The following is a 16,206-nucleotide window of genomic DNA, read 5'->3' as shown; positions in this document are numbered from 1 at the left end:
ATCCCTATATCCGTGTTATTTTTACTATAAAGGGGAGTAGCTAATAAGCAACAAAGTCGTCAAGACAGGAAATTTTTCCTCGGCTTTGTTCACAACTTCATTTATGTTGTTAGCAAGACCTTTATCTAAGAAGATAGAGGTCTTTTTACATGTTTTTATCTTTTTAGGTAATGATAAAAAGTGGGGGTGTACAGATAGATGGACGTAACAGGGATACAGTTCTTAAGTAGCTTACTTAGTATTATTATGATTGATATCGTTTTAGGAGGAGACAATGCAATATTAATTGCCTTAGCCACCCGAAAGTTACCTAAAGGTCAACGAAAAAAAGCTATTTTTTGGGGAGTTATTGGGGCAATCGCCATCCGTGCAGGGTTAACTGCTATAGCAGTTTATATACTAGAAGTTCCCTTTATTAAATTAATCGGTGGGGTTTTACTTATCTGGATTGCATACAAATTATTGGTTGATGAAGATCAACATGAAGATGTTCAATCAGGAAATAATGTTTGGGAAGCAGTAAAAACCATTATTATTGCAGACTTATTGATGGGGATCGATAATGTATTAGCGGTTGCTGGAGCTGCACATGGCCATCCAGTGTTAGTGGTTCTAGGTTTATTAATTAGTGTTCCTATTATCGTTTGGGGAAGCACTATTATCTTACACTTTATTGAAAAGTATCCTATTATCGTTTTCATTGGGTCTGCAGTCATTGCTTGGACATCCGGTACAATGATTGTTGAAGATCGGTTGGTTCATGAAAACCTGATTCAAAAGCTTCCATATCTTGAATATATTATTCCGATTCTGATTATCTCATTCGTTATTGGAATGGGATATTGGAAAAGAAAAAAGGATGAATCCTACAATCGTGTATAAATGATGATCGTTAAGACTGTTTATTTGATAAACGGTCTTTTTTTCTTTATTTCACTCAGGTATGATATGGAAAAAGACAAAAGGTAAAAGGTGATAAGGGATGATCATTGGCATCGGAATTGACTTGGTTGAAATACCTAGAATCAAAGGAATCATTGAAAATAAAGGAAGTCACTTTCTTCAAAAGGTTTTTACCCAAAAAGAATTAGCAGGAGCCCCTTTAAATCCACAAAGAAAAATAGAGTATTTAGCAGGAAGATTTGCAGGAAAAGAGGCAGTAGCCAAAGCCTTTGGTACGGGGATTGGAAAACAATTAAATTGGAAGGATATTGAAATCAGTTCATTAGATTCAGGAAAACCAATCGTAGTGATCAAATCGACGGAAGTAGAGAAAGAAAATCTTACCATACATATCAGTATTTCTCATACAAAAACAATAGCAATCGCAAAAGTTATTATAGAACAAATATAGACAGCCTGCATATCTGTCCAAATTCGGACATACATATATAACGCAGTGAAAAAAGGAGGAGGAAAAGTGTTTCTGGTAACTGCAGAAGAAATGCGTGAAATTGACAGGAAGACGATTGAAGAAATTGGTATTCCAAGTATCGTTTTAATGGAAAACGCCGGAAGTCAAGTAGCGAGAGAAATGATGCAATTTATTTTCAAACCGGCAAAGATTGTGATTCTTTCCGGTCATGGGAATAATGGAGGGGACGGTTTTGTTACAGCTAGGCATTTGGGGAATCATGGTTATGACGTTCAAACTTGGTTAATTGGCAGTCCTAAAAAATTCACACCTGAAACGACGATTCATTTTAATGCACTTATTCAATCTGGATATAAAGTAAACATATTTAGCCAAGACAATGAACTGGAATTAAAGGAAAGTTTGATCAAAGCAGACATCATTGTAGATGCCTTATTGGGGACAGGTGCAACAGGAGGACTCAGGGAGCCATATAAATCAATCATCCAATTTGTAAATCAGACGAATGCAACGAAAGTGGCCATTGATATTCCCACGGGAGTGAATAGCAATACAGGAGAAGTGGTTGAACTTGCCTTAATTGCCGATTATACCATTACCTTTGCCTTACCTAAGATTGGGCAATATCTCTATCCGGGTACAGAGTATATAGGGAAACTAAAGGTAGTAGATATTTCAATCCCTTCTATTGTGATTAAGGAAGTTGACCCAAGAATCAGCCTTTTATCTCAGAACGACCTTCGTACACGTTTACCCATCCGCAAAAGAAATAGTCATAAAGGGATTTATGGTCATGCTTTTATCATAGGTGGCTCTAAAAATATGCCAGGTGCTATTACACTTGCAACAATGGCCGCTTTACGTACTGGTGCTGGGTTAACTACCTCAGCTGTACCAGCTTCAATCCAACCCATGGTGTTCTCTAGAGTCCCTGAAGCCATTTGTATTGCAATGGATGAAGATTCGACAGGACATTTTGCACTAAATAGTATAGAAGCTCTCCGATTAGAAGAAAAAAATTATACAGCGATCGGCATTGGCCCAGGAATTGGCCAATGGGAATTAGGGCTGGAATGGTTTAAAAAACTCCTTTTATCCATCAATCTTCCAATGATCATCGATGCAGATGGATTAAACCTCCTATCAAAGGAGATAGGTCTACTCGATCAACGAAAAAGTGAAACGATTCTTACCCCCCATCCAGGAGAGATGGCACGACTTATCAAACGAGATGTTGCCTATGTAGAAAAAAATCGAATCAAGGTTGCTAAAGAATTCGCATCTCAATATGGGGTTTATCTGCTGTTGAAAGGGGCGCATTCCCTAATCGCAACTCCAAATGGAGATTTATATCTCAATCCAACTGGGGGGCCTGAACTAGCCAAGGGTGGTTCAGGTGATGTTCTAACAGGAATGATAACAGGATTCGTTGCTCAAAAATTACCGATCCTAGATGCAGTGATGTTAGCCGTCTATCTTCATGGGATTGCTGGAAATCTTGCTAGTAAACCTTCTAATTATAGTACAATCGCTACAGATGTAATCGACAAAATAGGTTTTGCCATGTCTACTTTGTCAAATCACGTCGATGCGTTACCGACACATTTCCCAGGAAATTGACAAGTTATTTGAATTTGTCGAATTAGAGGGGGAATATATAAAATGCGTCGAGCTAAATGGTTATTTGCTTTAGTTATCATTTTGCTTCTCTTCTCATCTGGTTGTGGACAAAAAAGTGCTGATGATATCGTTGGAGATTTAGAAGACACCTTAGATTCTTTAAATAGCTATAAGGCGATTGGAACAATGAATATAAAAACAGGCGAAACGACTCAAGAATACTCGGTAGAGGTTTGGTATAAACAGCCTAATTATTACCGAATTGCACTAAGTAATGCAAATTCTCAAGTAACACAAATCGTTCTAAAAAATGATGAAGGTGTCTTTGTCTTAGATCCTTCTTTAAACAAAAGCTTTCGCTTTAAAAGTGATTGGCCAGAATCAAATGGTCAAGTTTACTTATTTCAATCTCTAGCTAAAAGTGTAATTGAGGATGGAGAGCGTGTTTTTTCTGAAGAAGAAGATCATTATGTTTTCCAAATAAAAGGGAACTATCAAAATCAAACACTAAGCCAACAAAAGGTTTGGTTTGATAAAGATCTTCGCCCAATTAAAGTTGAAATTTTTGATCCTAATCAGACACAACTTGTGACCATGGAATTTACACACTTTGAATTCGATGTTGAATTTGAAGATGATGCGTTTGATATGCAACGTAATTTGACAGGATGGGATCTAAGCTCTATGCCAACATTAGCCAATACAGACAATAGTAAGAGTTTTGGTATTATTGAACCAAGTTATATACCTTCTGGGGTAACAAAACAGGCTCCTCAAGTCATCAATCAAGGCGAAGATAGAAAAGTGGTTATTAAATATAAAGGTGAATTTAATTACAATCTCACAGAGTCAAGACCAAAAGCAATCAGCGCTTCAGCACCAGATTCTGCAAAAGCAGATATTATCGATCTTGGATATGGATTAGGTATCCTAACAGACATGGATGAAATAAGAACCCTTTCCTGGACATACGATGGTGTTGAATTTAAATTAACAGGTGATTTGCCTGCAGAAGAAATGGTTTCTGTTGCACAATCAGTATTTGAGCAATCAGGTAAATAATCAAAGTTCATAAAAAATATTTTTGGGCGGAAGAACCGCCCTTATTTTTTTCCAATTTTCCCATTTAAAAGAGATGCACGGACAACGGAGAACGTTGGAATATACAAATCTTAAGAAGACGAATGTTGACAAAAGAGCAAAGAAAAGACTAAGATTGGCGATAGAAGTAAATGAGATGGGTGTGAAGATTGTGGAAGAGATTCGACAAGAAAAACCAAGTTATCTGACATTATTTTTACGAAAGTCTCCAAGAGTAAAAATTGTAGAATCTTTAGTTTTTGTTTTTTATATATTAACTTTAATTGTAATCGTAGGATATAATCATCCTTCATTTAAAATCTACGCTATTATCGGTGCCGTCTTTATTCTGCTGATCCAGCCATTTTTTTATCAATTGCTTTATCGACCACTATATATTTTAACGAATGTTGACTTAAGAATTAGAAAGGGGAATCATCAAACCATCATTCCTTTGGTGCAAATTGAACCTGCTTATGATTTACGTCATTTTTACAAAATCAAAGGAAAAAAAACAGCGTTAGCCGTTTCTGATGAGTTTTTAAAAACGTTAGAAGAGCAAATTGCAAAAGCTAAAAGATAGAAGGTGCATAAGGTGGAACACTCTTTTTATCGTCCAACTATTGCTGAGATTGATTTAGATGCTGTAACCCATAATGTCCATTTTTTCAAAGAACGGATTCCTCATTCAATGACAATACTTGCAATCGTTAAGGCTGATGCTTATGGCCATGGTGCGGTACCTATTGTTAAGCATTTGCAATCGATTGGAATACATTATTTTGCGGTTGCTTTTATAGATGAAGCCATCGAATTAAGAAAGGCAGGCATCATGGATCCCATTCTTATCTTAGGACATACCTCGATATCTGCTGTTGAAAAAGCCTTTGAATATGATATAACCCTTACAGTTTTTACTAAAGAAATAATCAAGCAGATCCATCTTGTGGGAGAGAAACAAAAAAAGAAATTGAAAGTTCATATAAAGGTAGATACCGGAATGGGGAGAATTGGGGTTTTCCCTGAAGAAGTACTAACCTTTTTTCATGAATTAAGAAAATCTCCTTGGATTGAGATTGAAGGGGTCTTTACTCATTTTGCCACAGCAGATGAGGAAGATAAAACATTTACGCAAAAGCAATATAAGACATTTATGACTGTTGCAGAAGAAATGAAATCAATCCAAGATATACGTTTTGTCCATGCTTCTAATAGTGCTGCGATGATTGATATGCCTAATCTACAACAAACAATGACACGGCTAGGAATTAGCTTGTATGGATTACTTCCTTCAAAGAATGTAAAGATTTCAAATCATCATTTAAAGCCAGTAATGTCGATCAAATCCAAAGTAGTGTATTTAAAAAAGGTTTTTAAAGGACAATCGGTTAGTTATGGTGCTACATTTGTAGCTCCAAGAGATACAATGGTTGCAACGATTCCAATCGGATATGCAGATGGCTTTTCAAGGGGGTTATCCAATAAAGGATTTGTTCTAATTCGTGGAGAAAAAGCTCCTGTGATTGGCCGTGTTTGTATGGATCAAATCATGATTGATGTAACCGATATTCCATTGGTTCAAGTGGATGATGAAGTAGTCATTTATGGCACGCAAAATGGACTGTCGATTCAAATGGATGATCATGCAGAACAATTAGGTACGATTAACTATGAGTTAGCTACACTCGTAGGAAAGAGGATCCCGCGAATTTATTTAAAGGATGGCCAAATTGATGCTGTGATCAACAACTTATGGAGATAGGTGATGTAATGAAGGCCAAGATCCCATATTTTGTTGCTTTAATACCGATTGTATTAACGGTTGCCTTTCTCATGATCACTGTATTTCTTTTAGATATTCCCTTATTTATTCCATTACTATTTGGCTATTTTTTAACGGTTCTTATTGCCATGATTTATCACATAAAGGTTCAATCTCTATGGATAGCTTCAATTAGCGGAATTCGCTCTATCTCGATGATAATTGTCATCCTTGTTTTAATTGGTATCTTAATTGCAATCTGGTCTAGTAGTGGTACAATCGATGCTCTTGTCTATTATGGTTTAGCTCTAATTCATCCAAACTATTTGGTCTTCATTAGTTTTATTGTGAGCTCTTTGATCTCCATGCTTTTAGGAACTTCTGTGGGAACCTCTAGTACAGTAGGCGTTGCTTTTATGGGGATGGCACACCATTTGGGGATTTCTCCTTCTCTTGTTGCAGGGGCTTTGGTGTCCGGAGCATTTGTTGGGGATCGGACCTCCCCCTTATCTTCAGCAGCACAAATGAACTCACTAGTTACGGATACCAACTACTATGAAAATATCAAGGAACTGCTAAAAACACTGATTCCAGCAATGATGATTACCTCAATTTTCTATTTATTTATAGAAAGTGGGATAGATAGCATTGGTGGAGGGGCAGATTTTGTTGTTGGACAAGCAAGGAGAGAAATAGTTAGTTTATATGGCACATTATCCCTTTGGTTACTTTTGCCCCCTTTAGTTATCATGATTTTAGCTTTTTTTAAAATTTCAACACGATTAAATTTGTTAGCAGGTATTCTGATTGGGGCTGTCTTAGCATATATATTTCAAGGAAGGGATGTCTTAGAATTAGGCCAATATGCTCTCTTCGGATTTAATCATCCAAATGGGAAATTATTTGGCGGAGGATGGAATATGTTTAACCAAATCCTTCTTATTGTTGTTGCTGGTGCCTTTTACGGGGTTTTAGATTCATCAGGCATTTTATCAATCATTTTAGATAAAATGACAAAATCGATGAAAAATGAATTATCAGTTGTTCAAAAAACAATGGGAATCAGTATTGCATCAGCTGCCCTATCTTCTACCCAGGTGATGGGTATCATTATTCCTGGAAAAGTCATGTCAAATATCTATAAAAAAATGGATATGAAGCTTACCTTATTAAATCGGATGATTTCAGATTCTGGAATGATGGTTGCAGGATTAATTCCTTGGAATTTGAATGCGATTCTTTTAGGAATAGCGTTAAATATATCTGTATTAGATTATTTACCCTATGCCTTCCTTTTAGTTGTATTGCCAATCTATAGCTATTTGCACTATTGGTGGGGTTTTGCTAAAAAGGAAAAAACTACTGGCAGGAAAATTGCAAAAAATATCGAATAATAGTGTATAATAGTATTTTGTATAGTATTGTTTTCCTACTGCTTTTTATCAAGTATATTTTTGCATGAAATTCGACATAATGGTATTATTAAAAAGAAATGATTATTGTTATCTTGTTCTCGTGATATTTGTTGGGGGTGCTTAGACTGTGGCCAGTACAAAACGTATTATGATCACCTTACCTCAAAATCTTTTACAAGAGGTAGATGGAGTAGTGAGAAAGGAAAATTTAAATCGTAGCGAATTGATACGGGAAGCAATGAAATTGTATCTCCAAGAGAGAAGAAAAAGATCCATTCGTGAAAGTATGCAAAAAGGTTATATGGAAATGGCTAATATTAACCTTAACCTTGCCTCTGAATCTTTTGTTTTAGAGGATGAGGCTGATACAGCTTTGGACCGCTTAGTAAGCGGGGTGTAAGTCTTGATTGTTAAACGTGGCGATGTTTTTTTTGCGGATCTTTCCCCTGTGGTTGGATCAGAACAAGGGGGAATTCGCCCTGTTTTAATCATACAAAATGATATAGGGAATCGCTTCAGTCCGACCGTCATCGTCGCAGCTATTACAGCACAGATTCAAAAGGCAAAATTACCTACACATGTCGAGATTGATGCGAAGACATATGGGTTTGATCGTGATTCTGTTATTTTATTAGAACAGATTCGAACCATTGATAAGCAAAGATTAACAGATAAGATCACACATCTAGATGAAGAAATGATGTTAAAAATCAATGATGCTTTGCAAATTAGTTTAGGAATGATAGACTTTTAAAGAGGGTTAAACCCTCTTTTTTTAATGAGAATAAAGGGAGAAATGTAAATGGAATCATTACAATTTATGACACGTCAAATTGGGGAAGAAATGCATTTAAAAGAAGAACAAATAAAGCAGGTCATATCTTTATTGGATGATGGCAATACCATTCCTTTTATTGCGAGATATCGAAAAGAAATAACTGGGCAATTGGATGAAACCCAATTAAGGGAAATTGCTGAGAGAATTACTTATTTAAGGACATTATATGATCGAAAACTAGAGGTTATACGTCTTATTGATGAACAAGGGAAGTTAACGGAAGAATTGCGAATACAGATTGAACAAGCCACCAAATTACAACAAATAGAGGACCTATATCGTCCTTATAAGCCTAAACGAAGAACGAGAGCGAGTATTGCTAAAGAAAAAGGATTGGAACCATTTGCTTCTATTTTGTTGGATCCAAGCAAAGTGGACCAAATTGAAGAGATAGCACTTCAGTTTATCAATCCAAATCAAGAAGTAGGCTCAATCGAAGACGTGATACAAGGTGGACAAGATATTATTGCAGAAATGATTTCAGACGATCCTTCAGTTAGACAATGGATCAGAGAAGAAACTTTAAAACATGGGGTACTCATCGTACAAGCAAAAGATAAACAACAAGAAAGCGTCTACGAAATGTATTACGATTATCAAGAACCAGTAAAAAGCATCAGAAGTCACCGAATATTAGCCATCAATCGTGGAGAAAAAGAGGATTTTATAAAAGTTAAAATACATATGGAAGAAGAGTCTATTTACAAACACATACAAAAAAAGTTTACTCCACTAACAAATTTTAAGAACTTACCTGAAAGGCTTCTTCTGGTTATTGAAGATAGCTATAAACGATTGATTGCACCTTCAATAGAAAGGGAAGTTAGACAAATTTTAACGGAAAAAGCAGAGGAACAAGCAATACATATTTTTTCAGCTAACCTTAGACAGCTTTTATTACAACCTCCGATTAAAGGGAAAATGGTTCTTGGGGTGGATCCAGCTTATCGAACTGGTTGTAAGCTTGCAGTCATCGATCCAACCGGTAAAGTAGAGGATATAAGAGTGATTTATCCAACTCCACCACAAAATAAAATAGTGGAGTCTAAAAAGCAACTAAAGGAGTTGGTCGATCGATTTCAGATCGAATTAATTGTAATTGGCAATGGGACGGCTTCGAGAGAAACAGAACAATTTATTGCTGATTTTATTCGAGAAATGGAGCAAGATATCTTTTATTTGATTGTCAATGAAGCTGGAGCAAGTGTATATTCAGCTTCTGAATTAGCAAGAGAAGAATTCCCTGAGTTGGATGTATCAGAGCGTAGCGCGATCTCGATTGCTAGAAGAATACAAGATCCATTAGCAGAGCTTGTAAAAATCGATCCCAAATCAGTTGGTGTTGGTCAATATCAGCATGATGTATCTCAAAAGAGATTAGAAGAAAGTTTGAAACAAGTGGTCGAATCCGTAGTAAACTACGTGGGAGTAGATGCAAATACCGCTTCAGTTTCTCTCTTACAATATATCTCAGGTATGAATAAGACAGTAGCCAAAAATTTGGTAGCCTACCGTGAAGAATATGGGAAATTTAATTCTCGTGAGGAATTGAAAAATATCCCTAGATTCGGAGCCAAAACGTATGAGCAAGCAATTGGGTTTTTAAGAATTGATGGAGACAATCCATTAGATAAAACCTCTATTCATCCTGAATCTTATCAAGTTGCCTACGATTTACTTGACTATATAGGGTATCCTGTTCATGACATCGGTAGCGAAAAAATAAAAGAAAAACTAAAGGAAATACAAGTAGATGTATTAAGTCAACATTTACAAATTGGAATACCCACTTTGAAGGATATCATAGAGAGTTTAATTCGCCCTTTTAGAGACCCGCGAGACGAATTACCAAAACCGATCCTGCTAAAAGATATTTTAAAAATTGAAGATTTAAAACCAGGAATGCATTTACAAGGTACTGTTCGTAATGTTGTCGATTTTGGGGCATTTATAGATATTGGTGTGAAAGAAGATGGGCTAGTTCATATTTCGGAATTAAGCGATCATTATGTGAAACACCCATTAGATGTTGTTTCTGTTGGAGATATCGTCGATGTTAGGGTTCTTCAAATCGATGTTTCGAAAAAGAGAATCAGCCTTACGATGAAAAATCAAGGGAAATAGTTGCTGATATGGGAAATGAAAGAAGCGGCCTATGAAGGTCGCTTCTGTTCCAATTGTTCTTTTTTTATATAGGAGAGCCAAAATTCATTCAAAAGTTTGATCCTGTACTTATCTTTATAATAAAAAGCTTGGGTAAATTGACGACGTAACCAATCTGGCACAGAATCGCCCCTTTCCATTTTCGAATTATATGTTATCCTATGTAGATGAATGAAAATTGGTTCGAAACTCAATCTATGTAGGTGATTTGAATGGAAAATGATGAGCTACAACGATTAGTCGAGGAAATATCCTTACACTTCTTTTCAATGCCATTCCTACACAAGGCTATCTTTAATTCTCGTTTAAAAACAACTGGTGGAAGATATCTGACCAAAACACATCATCTTGAATTTAACCCAAAGTCTTATGAACAGTATGGTTTGGATGAACTAATTGGCATCATCAAACATGAATTATGTCATTACCATATGCATCTTCAGGGGAAAGGATATAAACATAAAGACCAAGATTTTAAACAGTGTTTGAAAAAAATAGGTGGTAGCCGTTTTGCGAAACAGCTAAGCAAGCAAAAAGAACAACCTTATCGGTTTCTTCTTGAATGTAGAACATGTGGACAGCAATATTTTAGAAAAAAGAAAATGAATCCTGATCGTTATCGTTGTAGAAAATGTGGCGGAAAATTAAAAGGAATTGAGATCGATTATCAAAAATGATGTTGACAAAGGATAGGCTAGTATGATAAATTATAAAAGTCACTGTTAGATGATCCTCGTTAGCTCAGTTGGTAGAGCACTCGGCTGTTAACCGAGTTGTCGCAGGTTCGAGTCCTGCACGAGGAGCCATATGGAGAGATACTCAAGAGGCCGAAGAGGACGGTTTGCTAAACCGTTAGATCGAGCAATCGGTGCGAGGGTTCGAATCCCTCTCTCTCCGCCATTCTATGAAGTAATAAATATGGCCCGTTGGTCAAGTGGTTAAGACACCGCCCTTTCACGGCGGTAACAGGGGTTCGAATCCCCTACGGGTCACCAAAACAGATGTCAGTTTTCAGAAGTCAGAGGTCGGAAATAAATACATTAAAAAAAATTTAAGTTCTAGTACCCGTTTAGTTTGCGAAAGCAAGCTATTTTAATTTTAATGAAAATATAACTTTCTTCTATCTTAATTTTTATTATGGCGGCCATGGCGAAGTGGTTAACGCACCGGATTGTGGCTCCGGCATCCGTGGGTTCGATCCCCACTGGTCGCCCCATTAGATTAGGCTTTAATTAGTCTCTTATGAGCCATTAGCTCAGCAGGTAGAGCACCTGACTTTTAATCAGGGTGTCACAGGTTCGAATCCTGTATGGCTCACCAGCTTCGTTTGACGATTTGTCGTTTTCATGATAAAATATTATATGTTTAAATTTATTTTATATGCGGTCGTGGTGGAATCGGCAGACACGCTATCTTGAGGGGGTAGTGGTCCTTGACCGTGCGAGTTCAAGTCTCGCCGACCGCACCATTAAACTTCTGAGCCTTACGTCGGATATTCTTCCTTTTATTTCTATTTTGCTTATTCCGACCATATATAAGATCATGCGGGTGTAGTTCAATGGTAGAACTCCAGCCTTCCAAGCTGGTAGCGTGGGTTCGATTCCCATCACCCGCTCCATTAAAAATGAGCGTGACAACGTTGATTAATCTTCTGAGTAAGCGAAGATTGTTGTGCCCGAAGGGTACTCCATTAAACTACATAAGATAAAAAAGTGTACCCATAGGGTACTTTTTTTGTACAAACATTTCTACTTTTGTATAATAGATATTAACAAGGAGTGATCAAATTGAATAACTTTACATTTTTAAATCCTACGAAGCTTTTATTTGGAGAAGGCCAAGTTGCAAATGTAGGTAGAGAAGCTGCAGTATTTGGTAAAAAGGTTTTAATTGTTACTGGTGGGGGTAGTGTAAAGAGATCAGGATTATTTGATCAAGTGATGGATCATTTAAAAAGTGAGCGTTTAGCTGTATATGAACTAGCTGGCGTCGAGCCAAATCCACGTTTAACAACGATACATAAAGGGATTGAAATTTGTAAGACTGAAGGAATTGATTTAGTATTAGCTGTGGGTGGAGGAAGTGTTATTGATGCTTCAAAGGCAATCTGCGCTGGAGCAAAGTATGATGGAGACGTCTGGGATTTCTATATAGGAAAGGCTGTTGTTGAAAAGGCATTACCTCTAGGTGTGATTTTGACATTAGCTGCAACTGGATCAGAAATGAATGGTGGATCTGTTGTAACCAATTGGGAAACACAACAAAAATTATCAACTGGAAGCATTCATTTGTATCCCAAATTCTCCATTTTGGACCCTACATTAACTTACACTGTACCTAAAGATCAAACTGTTTATGGAATTGTGGATATGATGGCTCATGTATTTGAACAATATTTTAGCCATACTGAAAATACACCCTTACAAGATCGATTATGTGAATCTGTATTAAATACGGTTATAGAAAATGCTGAACCTGTTCTTAAAAACCCTGAGGATTATGAAGCTCGTTCAAATCTTTTGTTAGGTGGGACAATGGCTTTAAATGGAATGATCAGTATGGGTATGGAAGGCGATTGGGCCACTCATGGAATTGAACATGAAGTAAGTGCAATCTATGATATCCCTCATGGTGGTGGTCTAGCGATTCTCTTCCCAAACTGGATGAAATATGTCGTTGATGAACGAGTAGAAAAATTTAAGCAGTTTGCGATACGCGTATGGAATGTGAACCCTTCAGGAAAAACTGATAAAGAAATCGCTCTTGAAGGAATTGAGAAAGTAAGGGAATTTTTCAACCAAATCGGTGCCCCATCCCGATTAAAAGATTATGATATCGACGATCTAAATCTTGATCTGATGGCAGAGAAGGCAGTTGAACGGGAAGGAACGATTGGTCGCTTTAAAAAATTAACTAAGGAAGACGTAAAAAATATTCTTACCATGAGTCTATAATGATCCCAAATAAAACAACTCGTAGCTGTGTAGCTACGAGTTGTTGCTCTTTTAAACCACTTTCAATTATGATAATGTATAATGATGGATCATTCATGCAGTTTGTAAGTAGAAAATATATGAAAATAGGAAAAGCTAAACATAGATGATAAATGTTAAGGAGATTTTTATGTCCAAACCCTATGTTTTTTTTACTAATGATGTTTTTGAAACACAACAATTGGCTAGTAAATTGGCCAAATATTTACATCCTGGAGATGTTATCACCTTAGAAGGCGATTTAGGAGCGGGTAAAACTAGCTTTACTCAAGGTATTGCGAAAGGCTTAGAGATTTCACAGGTTGTCAATAGCCCAACCTTTACGATTATAAAGGAGTATTACGGTCGTATTCCATTGTATCACATGGACGTATACCGATTAGAAGATGGTGCTGAAGATCTGGGTTTTGAGGAGTATTTCTATGGTGAAGGGGTTACCATGATTGAATGGGCTTCGATGATCCATGAGTTCTTACCGGAGGAGTTACTTAACATTAAGATAGAAAAAATAAGTAATGATCAGCGAAAGATTACTTTTGAACCTAAAGGAGAAAGGTATATCCAATTATGTGAGGAGTTTTCAAGGAATGAAGATTTTAGCGATTGATACATCTACAGCGGTTATGGGGGTTGCTTTATTAGACGAAAAAAAGATCTATGCAGAGATGACAACGAACCTCAGAAAAAATCATTCTATTCGTTTAATGCCAACTGTCGCCCAACTTTTTGATGAGGTAAAATGGAGTCCTAATGAAATTGATCTTGTTGCAGTAGCAAAAGGACCTGGGTCCTATACCGGTGTTCGTATTGGCGTAACAACTGCAAAAACCTTTGCTTGGGCTCAAAATATACCGATTGTAGGAGTGTCTACATTAGAAACCATGGCGTATCAACAACATTCATTTCCAGGAGTGATTTCACCTCTTATCGATGCTCGTAGGGGACAAGCTTATGTTGGCCTTTACCAACAAAGAAATGACAGCTGGAGCAACCTTGAATATGACCGGATTATTTTACTTTCTGACTGGCTACAAATTCTTAAAAAAAGAGAAGAGCAAGTCCTATTTGTCGGAGATGATGTTTCCCTACATCAAACACAAATCGATGAATTTTTAGGCGAATATGCAACATATTCATCTTCTCCTTTTAATCTACCTCGGCCTAGTGTGATAGGGTGGCTTGCCTATCAGCAGTATCTGACAGGTACGGTAGACAACACCTTTGATTTCGCCCCAGCGTACTTACAGTTAGCTGAAGCAGAAGTAAAATGGTTAGAAAAACAAAAACTTGCTAAAGGTTAGGTGTTTTGTTTGGGGAAAAAACAACTTAATATTAGAAAAGCAAATATTGAAGATGTAGAGCAAATGTGGAATGTGGAGCAAGCCTCATTTTCCAAACCATGGTCGAAGGAAGCCTTTGTTAGTGAGATGACGACGAATCGATTTGCCCAATATTATGTTCTAGAAATAGAAGGAGATATTGTTGGCTATGCAGGAATGTGGATTATTCTAGACGAAGCACATGTAACAAATATTGCGATTCATCCCCATGCTAGAGGACAAAAATTAGGAGAATTGATGATGAGGCATTTAATGGCCATAGCAAAAATGTTTGGGGCCAAAAGCATGACGTTAGAGGTTCGGGTTTCTAATCAGATTGCTCAAAATTTATACCGGAAACTAGGCTTTAAAGAAGAAGGATTACGTAAAAATTATTATGCAGATACAATGGAAGATGCAATAATCATGTGGGTGAATTTGGAATGACTTATATTTTAGCGATTGAGACAAGTTGTGATGAAACTTCTGTGGCTGTGGTTAAAGATGGCCAAACCATTTTATCCAATATCGTTTCCTCCCAGATTGACGTTCATAAGAGGTTTGGTGGGGTTGTTCCCGAAGTAGCATCAAGGAAACATGTAGAAGGGATTAATTTTATTTTAGATGAGGCACTAAGAGAAGCGAATCTAACCTTAGATGATATTTCTGCTGTAGCTGTAACTTACGGGCCAGGTCTGATTGGAGCATTATTGGTGGGAATTGCTGCAGCCAAAGCTATTGCTTTCGCCAAAGAAATTCCTCTAATTGGTGTTCATCATATTGCTGGTCACATCTATGCAAACCATTTAGTTAAACCTCTTCAATTCCCATTGATTGCATTGGTGGTCTCTGGAGGACATACTGAATTGGTCTATATGAAGGATCATCTTCAATTTGAAATCCTTGGTCAAACAAGAGATGATGCGGCTGGTGAAGCTTACGATAAAGTTGCAAGGGTATTAAAGTTACCTTATCCAGGCGGTCCCCATATTGATCGTCTAGCTAAAGAGGGAAAGCCTGTAATTCCACTACCAAGGGCATTAATGGATGATAGTTATGATTTTAGCTTTAGTGGTTTGAAATCAGCAGTGATAAACACAATGCATCATGCTGAACAAAAAGGCACCAAGATTTCACAAGAAGATATGGCGGCTAGTTTCCAAGAGGCTGTAGTAGAGGTATTAGTTGAAAAAACAATGAGAGCGATTAAGGAAAAACAGGTAAAACACCTTATTTTAGCTGGAGGAGTTGCAGCAAACCAAGGTTTACGTTCAAACTTGCAACATGTCTGCAAGCAACTTGATGTTGAGTTAACCATTCCTCCATTAGCTTTATGTACAGATAATGCGGCGATGATTGCAAGTGCTGGATACTTCTATCATATTAAAAGGAAATGGAGTACATTAGACTTAAATGGTGTGGCTGGATTGGCATTAACTACAGTTTAATAGTTACATGCAAAAAAAGATTTACTTCACAAGTAAGTCTTTTTTAAAAGATAATAAAGTATAAGTTTCTTCCACTTGTCATTTAGGGGTTTGTATATTCCATAAGCTGCGACATAGCGTGACTAGCAGCTTTAGCTGTGTAGCACGACTTGTACACTTTGTGTGCCTTCAGAAGTGCCCTTCTCTCCTTAAT

Annotated in this window: 17 protein-coding genes and 7 tRNA genes; 23 read left to right on the top strand and 1 reads right to left on the bottom strand. The window is 36.9% G+C overall.

The annotated features are described in order from the left end of the window. Positions 1-198 precede the first annotated feature (198 nt). The 10 genes from TEPIDINF_RS13770 to TEPIDINF_RS13725 all read left to right on the top strand — a co-directional run bounded on the left by TEPIDINF_RS13770 (position 199) and on the right by TEPIDINF_RS13725 (position 10,214). Entirely contained in the window at positions 199-882 is a 684-nt protein-coding gene (locus TEPIDINF_RS13770; protein WP_068727792.1) for a TerC family protein, read from the top strand. Between the two features lie 100 nt (positions 883-982). Continuing rightward, entirely contained in the window at positions 983-1,354 is a 372-nt protein-coding gene (acpS, locus tag TEPIDINF_RS13765) for a holo-ACP synthase (protein ID WP_068727793.1), read from the top strand. A gap of 66 nt (positions 1,355-1,420) precedes the next feature. Further along, positions 1,421-2,995: an NAD(P)H-hydrate dehydratase gene (locus tag TEPIDINF_RS13760; protein ID WP_421692347.1), complete on the top strand. Its 1,575-nt coding sequence runs from the start codon at positions 1,421-1,423 to the stop codon at positions 2,993-2,995. 42 nt (positions 2,996-3,037) lie between these two features. After that, positions 3,038-4,057: an outer membrane lipoprotein-sorting protein gene (locus TEPIDINF_RS13755; protein WP_421692346.1), complete on the top strand. Its 1,020-nt coding sequence runs from the start codon at positions 3,038-3,040 to the stop codon at positions 4,055-4,057. Positions 4,058-4,151: 94 nt separating this feature from the next. Beyond that, positions 4,152-4,658 (top strand): hypothetical protein, encoded by a 507-nt coding sequence (locus TEPIDINF_RS13750; RefSeq protein WP_421692345.1) that lies wholly within the window; start codon positions 4,152-4,154, stop codon positions 4,656-4,658. Between the two features lie 12 nt (positions 4,659-4,670). Beyond that, entirely contained in the window at positions 4,671-5,837 is a 1,167-nt protein-coding gene (alr, locus tag TEPIDINF_RS13745) for an alanine racemase (RefSeq protein WP_421692344.1), read from the top strand. 8 nt (positions 5,838-5,845) lie between these two features. After that, positions 5,846-7,231 (top strand): Na+/H+ antiporter NhaC family protein, encoded by a 1,386-nt coding sequence (locus TEPIDINF_RS13740; RefSeq protein ID WP_161937338.1) that lies wholly within the window; start codon positions 5,846-5,848, stop codon positions 7,229-7,231. Between the two features lie 169 nt (positions 7,232-7,400). Continuing rightward, positions 7,401-7,652: a CopG family ribbon-helix-helix protein gene (locus tag TEPIDINF_RS13735; protein ID WP_068727888.1), complete on the top strand. Its 252-nt coding sequence runs from the start codon at positions 7,401-7,403 to the stop codon at positions 7,650-7,652. A gap of 3 nt (positions 7,653-7,655) precedes the next feature. Then, positions 7,656-8,006, top strand: a complete 351-nt coding sequence (locus TEPIDINF_RS13730; RefSeq protein WP_069799862.1) for a type II toxin-antitoxin system PemK/MazF family toxin — start codon at positions 7,656-7,658, stop codon at positions 8,004-8,006. 48 nt (positions 8,007-8,054) lie between these two features. After that, positions 8,055-10,214, top strand: coding sequence for a Tex family protein (locus TEPIDINF_RS13725; protein WP_421692343.1), 2,160 nt, complete (start codon positions 8,055-8,057; stop codon positions 10,212-10,214). 29 nt (positions 10,215-10,243) lie between these two features. Here the strand turns inward: TEPIDINF_RS13725 and cmpA are convergent, their stop codons facing one another. Beyond that, positions 10,244-10,393: a cortex morphogenetic protein CmpA gene (gene cmpA, locus TEPIDINF_RS13720; RefSeq protein WP_399168315.1), complete on the bottom strand. Its 150-nt coding sequence runs from the start codon at positions 10,391-10,393 to the stop codon at positions 10,244-10,246. 72 nt (positions 10,394-10,465) lie between these two features. On the opposite strand from cmpA, the gene TEPIDINF_RS13715 reads away from it, so the two are divergent. The 13 genes from TEPIDINF_RS13715 (at position 10,466) to tsaD (ending at position 16,013) form a co-directional block, all read left to right on the top strand. Next, positions 10,466-10,930: a SprT family protein gene (locus tag TEPIDINF_RS13715; protein WP_421692342.1), complete on the top strand. Its 465-nt coding sequence runs from the start codon at positions 10,466-10,468 to the stop codon at positions 10,928-10,930. A gap of 53 nt (positions 10,931-10,983) precedes the next feature. Then, positions 10,984-11,059: transfer RNA gene (locus tag TEPIDINF_RS13710), tRNA-Asn, on the top strand. A 3-nt stretch (positions 11,060-11,062) separates the two neighbouring features. Then, positions 11,063-11,153, top strand: a tRNA-Ser gene (locus TEPIDINF_RS13705). A gap of 20 nt (positions 11,154-11,173) precedes the next feature. Next, positions 11,174-11,248 (top strand) — tRNA-Glu (locus tag TEPIDINF_RS13700). A gap of 145 nt (positions 11,249-11,393) precedes the next feature. Then, a tRNA-His gene (locus TEPIDINF_RS13695) sits at positions 11,394-11,469 on the top strand. Between the two features lie 28 nt (positions 11,470-11,497). Further along, positions 11,498-11,573: transfer RNA gene (locus TEPIDINF_RS13690), tRNA-Lys, on the top strand. 62 nt (positions 11,574-11,635) lie between these two features. Further along, positions 11,636-11,721: transfer RNA gene (locus tag TEPIDINF_RS13685), tRNA-Leu, on the top strand. A gap of 76 nt (positions 11,722-11,797) precedes the next feature. Beyond that, positions 11,798-11,871 (top strand) — tRNA-Gly (locus TEPIDINF_RS13680). 169 nt (positions 11,872-12,040) lie between these two features. After that, the gene (locus tag TEPIDINF_RS13675) at positions 12,041-13,207 is read left to right on the top strand and encodes an iron-containing alcohol dehydrogenase (RefSeq protein WP_421692341.1); all 1,167 of its coding nucleotides are present in this window, start codon (positions 12,041-12,043) and stop codon (positions 13,205-13,207) included. A 169-nt stretch (positions 13,208-13,376) separates the two neighbouring features. Next, positions 13,377-13,853: a tRNA (adenosine(37)-N6)-threonylcarbamoyltransferase complex ATPase subunit type 1 TsaE gene (tsaE, locus tag TEPIDINF_RS13670; RefSeq protein WP_068727810.1), complete on the top strand. Its 477-nt coding sequence runs from the start codon at positions 13,377-13,379 to the stop codon at positions 13,851-13,853. After that, on the top strand, positions 13,834-14,547 hold the full coding sequence (gene tsaB, locus TEPIDINF_RS13665; protein WP_421692340.1) for a tRNA (adenosine(37)-N6)-threonylcarbamoyltransferase complex dimerization subunit type 1 TsaB: 714 nt from the start codon (positions 13,834-13,836) through the stop codon (positions 14,545-14,547). Before tsaE ends, tsaB begins: the two co-directional genes overlap by 20 nt. 9 nt (positions 14,548-14,556) lie before the next feature. After that, positions 14,557-15,012, top strand: a complete 456-nt coding sequence (gene rimI / locus TEPIDINF_RS13660) for a ribosomal protein S18-alanine N-acetyltransferase (RefSeq protein WP_082732604.1) — start codon at positions 14,557-14,559, stop codon at positions 15,010-15,012. Further along, a complete protein-coding gene (gene tsaD, locus TEPIDINF_RS13655) occupies positions 15,009-16,013 on the top strand; it encodes a tRNA (adenosine(37)-N6)-threonylcarbamoyltransferase complex transferase subunit TsaD (protein WP_421692339.1) in 1,005 nt (334 codons plus the stop codon). The genes rimI and tsaD overlap by 4 nt, the downstream gene beginning before the upstream one ends. The last annotated feature ends 193 nt before the right edge of the window (positions 16,014-16,206 follow it).

This window comes from Tepidibacillus infernus (assembly GCF_048898065.1).
Lineage (GTDB): Bacteria > Bacillota > Bacilli > Tepidibacillales > Tepidibacillaceae > Tepidibacillus_B > Tepidibacillus_B infernus.
Note: the sequence above shows the minus strand (reverse complement) of the source record. Positions and strands in the feature narration are given on the sequence as shown.

What these genes read in the sequence shown, in the direction of transcription:
- TEPIDINF_RS13715 (WP_421692342.1), top strand. Translation starts at nt 10,466, where the DNA reads ATGGAAAATGATGAGCTACAACGATTAGTCGAGGAAATATCCTTACAC.
- tsaB (WP_421692340.1), top strand. Translation starts at nt 13,834, where the DNA reads ATGAAGATTTTAGCGATTGATACATCTACAGCGGTTATGGGGGTTGCT.
- cmpA (WP_399168315.1), bottom strand. Translation starts at nt 10,393, where the DNA reads ATGGAAAGGGGCGATTCTGTGCCAGATTGGTTACGTCGTCAATTTACC.
- TEPIDINF_RS13770 (WP_068727792.1), top strand. Translation starts at nt 199, where the DNA reads ATGGACGTAACAGGGATACAGTTCTTAAGTAGCTTACTTAGTATTATT.
- TEPIDINF_RS13755 (WP_421692346.1), top strand. Translation starts at nt 3,038, where the DNA reads ATGCGTCGAGCTAAATGGTTATTTGCTTTAGTTATCATTTTGCTTCTC.
- tsaE (WP_068727810.1), top strand. Translation starts at nt 13,377, where the DNA reads ATGTCCAAACCCTATGTTTTTTTTACTAATGATGTTTTTGAAACACAA.
- tsaD (WP_421692339.1), top strand. Translation starts at nt 15,009, where the DNA reads ATGACTTATATTTTAGCGATTGAGACAAGTTGTGATGAAACTTCTGTG.
- acpS (WP_068727793.1), top strand. Translation starts at nt 983, where the DNA reads ATGATCATTGGCATCGGAATTGACTTGGTTGAAATACCTAGAATCAAA.
- TEPIDINF_RS13740 (WP_161937338.1), top strand. Translation starts at nt 5,846, where the DNA reads ATGAAGGCCAAGATCCCATATTTTGTTGCTTTAATACCGATTGTATTA.
- TEPIDINF_RS13735 (WP_068727888.1), top strand. Translation starts at nt 7,401, where the DNA reads ATGATCACCTTACCTCAAAATCTTTTACAAGAGGTAGATGGAGTAGTG.
- TEPIDINF_RS13725 (WP_421692343.1), top strand. Translation starts at nt 8,055, where the DNA reads ATGGAATCATTACAATTTATGACACGTCAAATTGGGGAAGAAATGCAT.